This window comes from Streptomyces sp. NBC_01445, assembly GCF_035918235.1.
In the GTDB taxonomy this organism is placed as follows: domain Bacteria; phylum Actinomycetota; class Actinomycetes; order Streptomycetales; family Streptomycetaceae; genus Streptomyces.
In genome coordinates, this window is sequence record NZ_CP109485.1 from 8,376,769 (window position 1) to 8,388,898 (window position 12,130).

Here is a 12,130-nt window from a genome sequence, read left to right on the forward strand (position 1 = left end):
AAGATCACGAAAGGTACGCTGTGGCGCCGACGGAGCGTCAGGACGTGGTGGCCCGGGTGGGGACAACTGGGCACCGACACAAGTGGAATGGGGCGGAACGCAGCCATGATGGGACCGGCACACTCGCTGTCAGGAGCAGCGGCCTGGCTGGGGGTGGGCGCGGCCGCGGCCGCGACCGGACACCCCATGCCCTGGCCCGTCGTGCTCGTCGGGGCACTGATCTGCGCGGGCGCGGCCCTCGCCCCCGACCTGGACCACAAGGCGGCCACCATCTCGCGGGCCTTCGGCCCGGTGTCGCGCGGCCTGTGCGAGATCGTCGACAAGCTGTCGTACGCGGTCTACAAGGCGACCCGTATGAAGGGCGACCCGCGCCGTTCCGGCGGACACCGCACCCTCACGCACACCTGGCTGTGGGCGGTCCTCATCGGCGCCGGCGCCTCCGCCGCGGCGATATTCGGCGGGCGCTGGGCGGTCCTCGCCCTCCTCTTCGTCCACATGGTGCTGGCCATCGAGGGCCTGCTGTGGCGGGCGGCACGCGGCTCCAGCAGCGATGTCCTGGTGTGGCTGCTCGCCGGGACCAGCGCCTGGATCCTCGCCGGAGTCCTCGACAAGCCGGGCAACGGGTCGGACTGGCTGTTCACGCAGCCCGGCCAGGAGTACCTGTGGCTGGGCCTGCCCATCGTCCTGGGCGCCCTCGTGCACGACATCGGGGACGCGCTCACGGTCTCCGGCTGCCCGGTCCTGTGGCCCATCCCCATCGGCCGCAAGCGCTGGTACCCGATCGGCCCGCCCAAGATGATGCGCTTCCGAGCGGGCAGCTGGGTCGAGCTCAAGGTGCTGATGCCGGTGTTCATGCTGCTCGGCGGAGTGGGGTGCGCGGCCGCGCTCAACGTCATCTGAGCCGTCGCGCGCCCGTAGAGGGTGTCCGACGGGTCATGGCCGCAGTCGCGCCTGATCCGCCGGACACCCCTTGCTCCCTTGCCCCGCATGCGGTCACCCGTGCCAGGACCGCCACAGTGCCGCGTACGCGCCGTCGGCCGCGACCAGCTGGTCATGGCTGCCGAGCTCCCTGATCCGCCCCTCCTCGACCACGGCGATCACATCCGCGTCGTGCGCGGTGTGCAGCCGGTGGGCGATGGCGACGACCGTGCGGCCGTCCAGGACCCTGCCGAGCGAACGCTCCAGGTTCCTGGCCGCCCGGGGATCGAGCAGCGAGGTCGCCTCGTCCAGGACCAGGGTGTGCGGATCGGCGAGGACCAGGCGGGCCAGGGCGATCTGCTGGGCCTGTGCCGGGGTCAGGGCCACCGCGCCCGAGCCGACCTCGGTGTCGAGGCCCCCGTCGAGCGCCCGCGCCCAGCCGTCCGCGTCGACCGCGCCAAGGGCCGCCCACAGCTCGCCGTCCTCGGCCCCGGTGCGGGCCAGCCGCAGATTGTCGCGCAGGGAGCCGACGAATACGTGGTGCTCCTGGTTGACCAGCGCCACGTGCGAGCGCACGCGCTCGGCGGGCATCCGGGAGAGCTCGGCGCCCCCCAACGTGACCTGGCCGGCCCGCGGCGCGTAGATCCCGGCGAGGAGCCGGCCGAGCGTGGACTTGCCCGCTCCGGACGGCCCGACCAGGGCGAGCCGCGTCCCCGGCCGCACGTCGAGCGACACCTCGCGCAGCACGTCGACGCCCGCCCGGTACCCGAAGTGAACGTCGTCGGCCTGCACGTGCCGTCCGTCCGGCGCCACCGTGGCGTCGCCTGCGTCAGGCTCGATGTCCCGGACCCCCACGAGCCGGGCCAGCGACACCTGGGCGACCTGGAGCTCGTCGTACCAGCGCAGGATCAGGCCCAGCGGGTCGACCAGCATCTGGGCGATCAGCGCGCCCGTGGTCAGCTGCCCGACGCCGATCCAGCCCTGAAGTACGAAGACTCCGCCGATCAGGAGCACCGCGCACAGGACTGTCACGTGCGTGGCGTTGATGACCGGGAAGAACACCGACCGCAGATAGAGCGTGTAGCGCTCCCACGCCGTCCACTCCTTGACCCGCTGGTCGGACATCCCCACGCGGCGGGCGCCGAGCCGGTGCGCCTCGATGGTGCGCCCGGCGTCGACGGTCTCCGCGAGGGCCGCGGCCACCGCGGCGTAGCCGGCGGCCTCCGAGCGGTATGCGGACGGGGCCCGCTTGAAGTACCAGCGGCAGCCGACGACGAGCAGCGGTACCGCGACGAGGACCGCCGGTGCCAGTGGCGGAGCGGTCACGGCGAGACCGCCGAGGAGCAGCCCCACCCACACGACGCCGATGGACAGCTGGGGAACGGCCTCGCGCATCGCGTTGGCCAGCCGGTCGATGTCGGTGGTGATGCGCGAGAGGAGGTCACCGGTGCCGGCCCGTTCGAGCACGCCGGGCGGCAGACCCACCGCGCGCACGAGGAAGTCCTCACGCAGGTCCGCCAGCATCCGCTCGCCGAGCATCGCGCCCCGCAGCCGCACCTGCCGTACGAACACGGCCTGGACGACGAGCGCGACGACGAACACGGTGATGGTGCTGCCCAGATGCTCCACGCGCAGCCGGTCCGTGCCGTCCGAGACGTCCTGGACCAGGGCGCCGAGCAGGTAGGGGCCGACCATCGACGCCACGACGGCGATCGTGTTCACGCCGATGAGCAGCAGAAACGCTCGCCGGTGCCGCTGGTACAGCTCGCGGACGTAGGACCGTACGGTCGCCGGGGCACCGACGGGCAGCGTGTTCGCCGTGGTCGGGGCCGCCGGGTCGTAGGCCGGTGGCGCCAGGCCGATCATGCCGTCTCCTCGATCTCGGTGAGTTCTGCGATGCCGGGGTCGCCGATGCCGGGTTCGCCGCGCAGAGGGGTGCCGCCGTTCTGGGACAGGGCCGCCGACGCCGCCTCTTCGTCGGTCTCGCGGGTCACGACGGCCCGGTACCGGGGCTCGGTGAGCACCAGCTCCCGGTGCTCACCGACCGCCGCGACCGTGCCCTCGTGGACCAGGACGACCCGATCGGCACGATCGAGCAGCAGCGGGGACGAGGTGAGCACCACGGTCGTACGCCCACTGCGCAGCGCCCGCAGGCCGTCGGCGATCCTGGCCTCGGTGTGGGAGTCGACGGCGGACGTCGGCTCGTCGAGGACCAGTGCCTCCGGGTCGGTGACCAGGGACCGCGCAAGAGCGAGCCGCTGCCGCTGGCCTCCGGAGAGGGAACGGCCGCGCTCGGTGATCCGCGCGTTCATCGGGTCGTCGTCCAGCGACGCCTGCGAGAGCGCGTCCAGTACGTCGGCGCACTGCGCCGCGGCCAGAGCCGCCTCGGGGCGTACGGATCCCGAGGAGGGGACATCGAGCAGTTCGGCGAGCGTGCCGGACAGCAGCACGGGGTCCTTGTCCTGGACGAGGACGGCGGTGCGGGCCGTGTCCAGGGGCAGCTCGTCGAGCGGCACCCCGCCGAGCAGCACGGAGGGCAGGGAGCCCGGATCCGAACTCGGATCCGAACCGGTCCCGCTGTCCGCGTCCGTGGGGTGTCCCCCAAGCCGGTCCGCGAGCCGGCCCGCGAGATCCGGGTCGCCGCACACCACTGCGGTGAACAGGCCCTCGGGGGCCAGCAGCCCCGTCACCGGGTCGTACAGGTCTCCGGCCGGTGCCTCGGCGGTGCGGAGTCCGCCCGGCTCCGTGACCCGTTCGATGGAGAGGACGCGTGCCGCGCGCTGGGCCGAGGGGCGCGAGAAGGAGTACGCCATGGCGATCTCCTCGAAGTGCCGCAGCGGGTAGTTGAGGATCATCACGGCGCTGTACACGGTGACGAGTTCACCGACGGTGATCCGGCCCTGGCGGGCCAGCTCGATGCCGTACCAGACGACCGCGATCAGCAGCAGGCCCGGCAGCAGTACCTGGACCGCGGAGATCAGGGACCACATGCGGGCGCTGCGGACGGCGGCCGTGCGGACCTCCTGCGAAGCGCGGCGGTAGCGGTCGAGGAACAACTCCTCGCCGCCGATGCCGCGCAGGACCCGCAGCCCCGCGACGGTGTCCGAAGCGAGTTCCGTGGCGCGGCCCGCCTTCTCGCGCTGCTGGTCGGCACGGCGGGTGGCGCGGGGGAGGAGCGGCAGGACGGCGAGCGCGAGGACCGGCATGCCGATCGCGACGACGATGCCGAGCGCCGGTTGGTAGAGGACGAGCCCGACGCAGACCACGACGACGGTGAGCGCGGCGGCGGCGAAGCGCGAGAGCGCCTCGACGAACCAGCCGATCTTCTCGACGTCGCCCGTGGAGACGGCGACGACCTCACCGGCGGCGACCCGCCGGGTCAGCGCGGCGCCCAGTGCCGCGGTCCTGCGGGCGAGGAGCTGCTGCACCCGGGCCGCCGCGGTGATCCAGTTGGTGACCGCCGTCCGGTGCAGCATCGTGTCGCCGAGGGCGAGCGAGGCGCCGAGGAGCAGGATCAGCCCGCCCGCGAGAGCGAGCCGAGAGCCGGAGCCGTCGACCACGGCCTGCACGGCGAAGCCGACACCGTAGGGAAGGGAGGCGACGGACAGGAAGTGCAGGAGTCCCCAGGAGAGGGACTTGAGCTGGCCGCCGAGCTGGTTCCGGCCGAGCCAGAGCAGGAAACGGGGGCCGGAGCGGGCATCAGGCAGGCCCGGGTCGGGATACGGAAGATCGTGGATCTGCATGACGTCCCAGGGCTCGGAAGGGGAGAGCGAAGTCGGGGGTACGGACGGAACAAACCGTGCAAGGTTCGCGGGATTCAGGCACTGGAGGCAAACGGTTTTCCGCCGTGGGGCAAAGTTTCGGCCCGCGTTCGACGCCCGGGGCAGGGCCGGTCGGGGTCACCTGGTGCGTGGTGCGACCATGGACCGTATGCGTAACGCGGGTGCGGTTCGAACGGCGGTCGCTGCGGCGGCCTGCAGCGTCCTTCTCATGACCCTGTCCGCTTGCGGTGGTTCGAGCGGGGGCGACGGGACCGGGCGCAAGGCCGGGCCGGGCTCGGCCGGCACTCGGCAGGAGGACCGCCCCGCCGTCGACCTCACACGCATTCCCGACGTCGGTGACCAGCTCCAGTCAAAGATCCCGCAGAATGCGGGACAGGTCATCGCGGTCTACGGCGACGGCAAGAACTCCGGTGACTCGACCGTCGTGCTCTACACGAAGTCCGGTTCCACCTGGGACAAGACGCACAGCTGGCCCGCGCACAACGGCAAGAAGGGCTGGACCGCCGACCACCGCGAGGGCGACAAGCGCAGCCCCATAGGGGTGTTCACCCTCACCGACGCGGGCGGGGTGCTCGCCGACCCGGGCGCGAAGCTGCCGTACACGCAGGCCGCGTCGTTCCAGGCCCCGCACTACTGGGCCAAGTCGCACTGGCACGACTTCGACTACGTCATCGCCATCGACTACAACCGAGTGAAGGGCACCGCGCCGAACGACCCGACCCGGCCCGAGGGGCAGACCAAGGGCGGCAGCATCTGGCTCCACATGGACCACGGCAGCGGCACGTCGGCGTGCGTGAGCCTGTCGAAGTCCGGCATGGAGTACCTGTTGCGCACAATCGACCCGAAGCAGCACCCGGTCGTGGTGATGGGCGACAAGGCGTCACTGAAGAGCTGACGCGACACCAGGCACCGGCGCCGGCCTGACCTGGCATGGGGGAGGGGGCTGTTGCGGGCGTCGCGTCCGCCCCGTACAACACCCCTCATGAGAAGACGCGTCATGTCCATGCTGGCCGCGGTGACCCTCGCGGCCGCTGCCCTCGCCGGACAGGCCCCCGCGGCATCCGCCGAAGCCCGTCCCGTCGAGGCCTCCGCCGAAGCCCGCCCCGCCGAGGCCTCCGCCGACAGCCGTCCCACCGCACTCCAACCAGCCGACACGCCAACGGAGTTCGGCTCCGACTGGCACGACCCGATCACCGCCACACCGCCCGTGGCCAAGCCCGCCACCAAGTCCTGCCGCGTGGCTCTCGCGGAGACCGAGTTCCGTGACTTCACGCCCTACGAGGGCAGTTACACCCCGCCCAAGGGCTGCGGCGACCGGTGGAGCAAGGTCGTCCTGCGCCTCGAAGGCAAGGTCAAGGGGCGGCAGTTCGACCGTCTCGGCTATCTGCACATCGGTGGCGTGGAAGTCCTGCGCACCTCCACCCCCGAGCCCTCGCCCGACGGCATCGCCTGGAATGTGGAAAAGGACGTCACCCGCTACAGCGACACCCTGCGGGCCGACCAGCCGGTCGAGATGCTGATAGGCAACGTTGTCGACGACACGTACACCGGCGTCATCGAGGTCAAGGCCACCCTCACCTTCTACGCCGCCGAGCCGCACGTGAAGCGGCAGCCCGCCACGGACACCCCCGACCGCGTGCTCACGCTCGACCAGGGCAGACTCACCACCCCGCGCAACAGCGAGCGCATCGTCGCCGAGGTGTACGCCACCGGATCGGGCGGTGGCTGCGAGGAGTTCTGGTACCTGGCGGTGCCGAACGAGGTCCCGTACTCGTGCAAGGCGGACGGCGGCCCGTACCGCGAGGTGCAGATCTCCGTCGACGGCCAACTGGCGGGTATCGCCTCGCCGTTCCCGAACGTCTGGACGGGCGGCTGGTCCAACCCCTTCCTGTGGTACGTGATTCCGGCTCCCGGAGCCTTCGACGTCCGGCCCCTCCAGTACGACCTGACGCCGTTCGCCGGGCTCCTGGACGACGGCCGTCCGCACCAGGTCGACGTCTCCGTCGTGGGTGTCCCGAAGGGCCAGAGCGGCTGGAGCGTCCCGGTCAACGTGCTCGTCTGGCAGGACGGCGGGAGTGCGCGCGTCACCGGCGCGCTGACCGGCCACAAGGAGAGCGAGCCGGACAGCTCGACGACGTACACGCCCGGCACGGACGAGTACCGCCTCGACGCGAAGGGCGGGCACAGGCTGACGGTGTCCGGCTACGTGAACACCTCGCACGGCCGCGTCGCCACCACCGTCACCCGGGACCTCACCAGCACGTCCACGCACCGCTGGACCGAGGGCGAGAACAACGACGCGCTGAAGGGGACTTGGACCGATCGCCAGACCGTCGTCTCCGGCCACCACACCCTTCGCACCAACCGGGCCTACACGATGGACGGCGCCACCACGCTCGACGCGGACAACCGGCTGCGGACCGTGATCGACCTCGGTGACCGGGCCGCGACGGGACGGGCCACGGGCTCGGGCCGCACGGCGTGGACGGTCCTCGACGACACCTACGCGGGTGACGCCTCGTACACGGCGAACGTTCCGCGTGACCAACGGCACGCTGTGGGCATCAGCCGTGAGCGATACCGTCTGACCAGCCCCGATGGCTGCTACGACCGCGAGCTGGCCACGGCGCAGGGTGCGCTGACGGTGGACCGCAGACGCTGCTGAGGGGCGCGGGCGCAGGCACGCCCTCCGGCCTTGGAGCAATATCCAAGATTTACGCCGATGTGACATCGGGGTCTTCTACGGAAGCCGCTACTCCGACATAGTGACGCTTCGCGGAACAGAAATTGGAATCCAACTTCCGCATAGCAGAATCCGCACAAGTCACTGACGTTGCTCCGGAGGAATGCCCCGTGCCGCAGTCCGTACCGTCCCTGCCGCGACGCGCCGCACGCGTACTACGTACCTCGTTGTTCGCGCAGGTCGCCTGCGCACTTGTGATCGGAGTCGTCGTCGGACGGCTGTGGCCCCACGCGGGCACAGCCGTCCAACCGCTCGGCGACGGCTTCGTACGTCTCATCAAGGCGATGATCGCGCCCCTTGTCTTCTGCGTGGTCGTCGCCGGAATCACCAAGGCCGGAGACCTCAAGGCCTTCGGCCGCATCGGGCTCAAGGCCCTCCTGTGGTTCGAGGTGGCGACGACCGTCGCCCTCGTCGTCGGCCTGCTCGCCGGAAACCTCGCCGGCCCCGGCGTCGGCATGAACGTCGACCCGTCCAAGCTGGACGCGTCCGCCGTCGAGGACAAGACCGGCGGTGGCTCGCTCCCGTCGACCGGCGACTTCATCCTGCACTCGCTCCCCGACAGCGCGGTCGGCGCCTTCGCCGAGAACTCGCTGCTCCAGGTGCTCGTCCTCGCCTGCCTCGTGGGCGCCGCGCTGCTGCACCTCGGCAACACCAAGGTCCCCGCGATCCTGCCCGCCATCGAACAGGGCCAGGAAGTGGTCTTCGCCGTCGTCGGCTTCATCATGAAGCTGGCCCCGCTCGCCGTCTTCGGCGCGACGGCACACCTCGTGGGCGAGTACGGCCTCGGCGCCCTGTCGACGTACGGCAAGCTCATCGGCGTCTGTTACGCCGTCGCCGTGATCTTCCTCGTGCTCCTCGGCCTCGCCATGAAGGCGGTCACCGGACTGAGCCTGTGGAAGTTCGTCCGTTACACGCGCGAGGAACTGCTCCTCGCGCTCGGCACCGCCTCCAGCGAGACGGTCATGCCCCGCATGATGCAGAAGCTGCGCCACGCCGGCTGCCGCGACGACGCCGTGGGCCTGGTCCTGCCGACGGGGTACTCGTTCAACCTCGACGGAGCGTCGATCTACCTCTCCATCGGTACGTTGTTCATCGCGCAGGCCGTCGGCGTCGACCTCTCGCTCGGCCAGCAGATCACCGTCGTGATCGTCCTGATGCTCACCAGCAAGGGCATGGCGGGGGTGCCCGGTTCGGCCTTCCTCGCGCTGTCGGCCACCGCGTCCGCACTCGGGGTCATCCCGGCGGGCGCCGTCGCCCTGCTGCTCGGCGTCGACCGCATCATGGACGCCATGCGCGTCTCCACGAACCTGCTCGGCAACTGCGTGGCCGTCTTCGTGGTCTCCCGCTGGGAGGGCGCGCTCGACACGGCCAGGGCCAAGAAGGTACTGGGCGGGGAGATCGCGTTCGTACCGGAGGAGGACCGGGCCGAGCCGGTCAAGTCGCCGGAGCTTGCGAAGCCCCAGGACCCCAAGTCCGCTGCGGAGACCCTGGGTTGAGCCCGAGCGGGGGCCCGGCGGCAAACGCGACGCCGTCGGGCCCCCGCGCCGTCAGGCTTCCTCGGGCTTCTCGGAATCCACCCCCGGCCGCGCCTTCTTCCACATCCCGCGCGTGAAGTCGGGGATCGCCTGAGGCGCCCCCTTCGCCTTGATGGACAAGTGGCTCAGCGGCACCGGCGACGTCCACGTCGCCGCGTCGTACACATCGAAGTCCGGTACCAGGCCCACCCGCAGACACTGCATCAGACGGAACACCATGATGTAGTCCATGCCGCCGTGGCCGCCCGGCGGGTTGGCGTGCTCCTTCCACAGCCAGTGGTCGAAGTCGGTGTACTTGGAGAAGTCACCCCAGGAGTCGTTCGTGTGGTCCGGCTCTATATAGATCCGCTCCGGGTAGTCCTCGAACACGCCCTTCGTGCCGCCGAGGCTGTTGATCCGCGAGTACGGGTGGGGCGTGGACACATCGTGTTCGAGCCGGATGACGCGCCCCTTCGCCGTCTGGACCAGACTGATGGTGCGGTCCGACTCGATGTACGTCTCCTTCCAGCTCGGGTCGCCCTTCGGCATATGGGCCTCGCGGTACTGGGCGAGGCCGAGCGAGGGCGTGCCGAAGCTGGAGATGTGCGTGACGCGGTCACCGCGGTTGATGTCCATGTAGTTGGCGACCGGGCCGAAGCCGTGGTTGGGGTACAGATCGCCGCGCAGCCGCGTGTGCCACAGCCGCCGCCACGGGCCCTCGTAGTAGTCGGGGTCGAACATCAGGCCGCGCAGGTCATGGTTGTAGGCGCCCGCTCCGTGCAGCAGGTCGCCGAACTTGCCGGCGTGCGCCATCCGCAGGACCCGCATCTCGTTCCTGCCGTAGCAGCAGTTCTCCAGCTGCATGCAGTGCCTGCGGGTGCGCTCGGAGAGATCGACCAACTCCCAGAGCTGGTCGAGCTGGAGGGCGATCGGACACTCCACACCGACGTGCTTGCCGTTCAGCATCGCCGTCTTGGCCATCTCGAAGTGCCAGTCCCAGGGCGTCGCCGCGTACACGAAGTCGATGTCGCCCCGCTTGCACAGGTTCTCGAAGTCGTGATCGCCCTTGGTGTACGTCGCCGGGGCCGGCTGGCCCGCGGCCGTCACCTTGGCCGCCGCTCTCGCGGTCTTGTCCTTCACCGGGTCGCAGAGCGCGACCACTTGGACGCCAGGGATCGCCAGGAACAGATCGATCATGCTGCCGCCGCGGTTGCCGAGCCCGATGATGCCGACCCGCACGGTGGAACGCCCCTCGAAGGGCACGCCGACCATCGTCTCGCCCTTCCGGGCCGGAGCCTCGGCGGCCGTCGTCCCGGCCTGCCCGGCACCGCTGTGCCCGGCCTCGGCTGGCCCGCCGGCGGCCTGCGCCGTGCCACCGGTGAACGCGCCGAGCCCGAGCCCCGCCCCGGCGATGCCGGCCGTCCGCAGGACGGACCTGCGGGACTGCCCGGCGGCGTCGTGTTCGGGCTGCTCGTGGCTCGCGTCGGGTGCCGGTGTCGCGTTGTCGTCGTGCATCGGACCTCCATCGATGGGTGGGTGCGCTGCAAGCGCTTGCCACCCTGGAGGGGGACCACACCGGGGCGCAAGGGACAGAAGTGGTCAGGGAGTTGGACTTTCTTTACGGACTCTTTGGGACTCATGGGTAGCGGGGGAGTTGCCCGCTCCGGCGCCTCCCGCGTGCGCAGGGTTCACCTGGTTCTGTCGAGGAGGCCCTGGCGTTCGCGCCAGGGAGGAATCGGCTCCTGTGTTCGCGACGCGGAGCGTCGCCGTATCTCGTCGGTTTCGTAAGGGCGCGGAGCGCCCGCGATCGGTTCTGCCCGGCGGCGCCGGGAAAAGCGAACACCCGTCCAGGGCGTCACCGGATCGCGGACAAGAATACGAAAGCCGGTTGTGTGTGCGGGAGTTGGTTCTAGCGTCAGGTGTCATGAAGCTGGTGGTGCAGGTCAAGCTGCTGCCGACGCCCGAGCAGGCGGCGGCTCTGGAAGCGACCTTGCGCGCCTGTAACCGGGCCGCCACCCACGTCGCGTCCGTCGCGTTCGACAAGGGTGTGAAGGACCGCAACGGGCTGCAGAAACTCCTCTACGCGGATATCAAGGCGACCTTCGGACTGTCGGCGCAGCCCGCGGTGCGGGTGGTGAAGAAGGTCGTCGACGCCTACGCCACGCTGGCTGCTCAGGCCAGGGCCGGGCTCCTGGGCAAGGCCACCTCGACGCGCTACCGCAGGGCGATGAGCAGTCCGGTCAGCTTCCGGCCCGAGGCGGCGCAGCCGTTCGACGACCGTTGCCTGTCCTGGCAGAGCGATGCGCGCACCGTCTCGATCTGGACTGTCGACGGCCGGATGAAGGCCCTCCGCTACACCGGCTCCGCCGACCAACTGAAAGTCCTGCACGAGCACCGTAAGGGCGAGTCCGATCTTGTGCAGCGCGGCGGGAAGTGGTTCCTGATCGCCACCTGCGACCTGCCTGAACCTGACGTGATGGAGCCGGTGGACTTCATCGGTGTCGATCGCGGCATCGTCAATCTCGCCACCACCTCCGACGGCACCAACTACCAGGGTCGCGGCTTGCGGCGCTACCGGAATTGGTGTGCCCGCAAGCGGGCCGAGCTGCAGAAGAAGCAGACGCGCTCGGCCACCCGCCGCCTGGCGCGGCGATCGAAGAAGGAGCAGCGGCATGCCACCCACCTGAACCACCGCATCAGCAAGGAGATCGTGTCGGTTGCGCAACGCACCGGTCGCGGCATCGCCGTCGAGGAACTCGACGGGATCCGGGACCGGGTACGGCTTCGACGCGACCAGCGCGGCACGCTCTCCTCCTGGCCCTTCCACCAGCTCAGCCGGCACCGCGCCTACAAAGCCCAACAGGCCGGGGTGGCTTTCCTCGAGGTGGATCCGGCCTATACCTCGCAGCGCTGCCCGCGCTGCGGCCACACCGAGAAGGCTAACCGGCCTACTCGGGACCACTTTTGTTGTCGTCGGTGCGGTCTCGCTGGACCCGACGACGTCGTCGCCGGGGTCAACGTGCGTGATCGCGCACGCTCGGCGTGGGCATTTGTCACCATGCCCGTCCCCGCCACTCCCGCATAGCCGGAGCCGAAGGGGAGATGCGACCCGTGACCGTCTCGTCGTCGGGGACAGTCGGGAGCGCGACAAGGTGTAGATGATTCAGAGCGAA

The 12,130-nt window shown here is 70.3% G+C and carries 7 protein-coding genes and 1 pseudogene; 5 read left to right on the forward strand and 3 right to left on the reverse strand.

Annotated features, from left to right (window positions below):
- The first annotated feature begins 105 nt into the window (after positions 1 to 105).
- Positions 106 to 900, forward strand: coding sequence for a metal-dependent hydrolase (locus OG574_RS38210; RefSeq protein ID WP_326776926.1), 795 nt, complete (start codon positions 106 to 108; stop codon positions 898 to 900).
- Between the two features lie 93 nt (positions 901 to 993).
- Here the strand turns inward: OG574_RS38210 and OG574_RS38215 are convergent, their stop codons facing one another.
- A complete protein-coding gene (locus OG574_RS38215; protein WP_326776927.1) occupies positions 994 to 2,784 on the reverse strand; it encodes an ABC transporter ATP-binding protein in 1,791 nt (596 codons plus the stop codon).
- On the reverse strand, positions 2,781 to 4,661 hold the full coding sequence (locus OG574_RS38220; protein WP_326776928.1) for an ABC transporter ATP-binding protein: 1,881 nt from the start codon (positions 4,659 to 4,661) through the stop codon (positions 2,781 to 2,783). The genes OG574_RS38215 and OG574_RS38220 overlap by 4 nt, the downstream gene beginning before the upstream one ends.
- Before the next feature lie 187 nt (positions 4,662 to 4,848).
- Between OG574_RS38220 and OG574_RS38225 the strand changes: the two genes are divergently transcribed.
- The 3 genes and pseudogenes from OG574_RS38225 (at position 4,849) to OG574_RS38235 (ending at position 8,939) form a co-directional block, all read left to right on the forward strand.
- Positions 4,849 to 5,595: a L,D-transpeptidase family protein gene (locus OG574_RS38225; RefSeq protein ID WP_326778753.1), complete on the forward strand. Its 747-nt coding sequence runs from the start codon at positions 4,849 to 4,851 to the stop codon at positions 5,593 to 5,595.
- 261 nt (positions 5,596 to 5,856) lie between these two features.
- A pseudogene (locus tag OG574_RS38230) lies at positions 5,857 to 7,365 on the forward strand (peptide-N4-asparagine amidase); the annotation flags it as partial.
- Positions 7,366 to 7,553: 188 nt separating this feature from the next.
- A complete protein-coding gene (locus tag OG574_RS38235) occupies positions 7,554 to 8,939 on the forward strand; it encodes a cation:dicarboxylate symporter family transporter (RefSeq protein WP_326776929.1) in 1,386 nt (461 codons plus the stop codon).
- 51 nt (positions 8,940 to 8,990) lie between these two features.
- Here the strand turns inward: OG574_RS38235 and OG574_RS38240 are convergent, their stop codons facing one another.
- On the reverse strand, positions 8,991 to 10,472 hold the full coding sequence (locus tag OG574_RS38240) for a Gfo/Idh/MocA family protein (protein WP_326776930.1): 1,482 nt from the start codon (positions 10,470 to 10,472) through the stop codon (positions 8,991 to 8,993).
- A gap of 409 nt (positions 10,473 to 10,881) precedes the next feature.
- On the opposite strand from OG574_RS38240, the gene OG574_RS38245 reads away from it, so the two are divergent.
- Positions 10,882 to 12,042, forward strand: coding sequence for an RNA-guided endonuclease InsQ/TnpB family protein (locus tag OG574_RS38245; RefSeq protein ID WP_326776931.1), 1,161 nt, complete (start codon positions 10,882 to 10,884; stop codon positions 12,040 to 12,042).
- Positions 12,043 to 12,130 lie beyond the last annotated feature (88 nt).

Coding starts and splice junctions, on each gene's coding strand:
- OG574_RS38225 (WP_326778753.1), top strand. CDS start 4,849: ATGCGTAACGCGGGTGCGGTTCGAACGGCGGTCGCTGCGGCGGCCTGC.
- OG574_RS38240 (WP_326776930.1), bottom strand. CDS start 10,472: ATGCACGACGACAACGCGACACCGGCACCCGACGCGAGCCACGAGCAG.
- OG574_RS38220 (WP_326776928.1), bottom strand. CDS start 4,661: ATGCAGATCCACGATCTTCCGTATCCCGACCCGGGCCTGCCTGATGCC.
- OG574_RS38245 (WP_326776931.1), top strand. CDS start 10,882: ATGAAGCTGGTGGTGCAGGTCAAGCTGCTGCCGACGCCCGAGCAGGCG.
- OG574_RS38210 (WP_326776926.1), top strand. CDS start 106: ATGATGGGACCGGCACACTCGCTGTCAGGAGCAGCGGCCTGGCTGGGG.
- OG574_RS38215 (WP_326776927.1), bottom strand. CDS start 2,784: ATGATCGGCCTGGCGCCACCGGCCTACGACCCGGCGGCCCCGACCACG.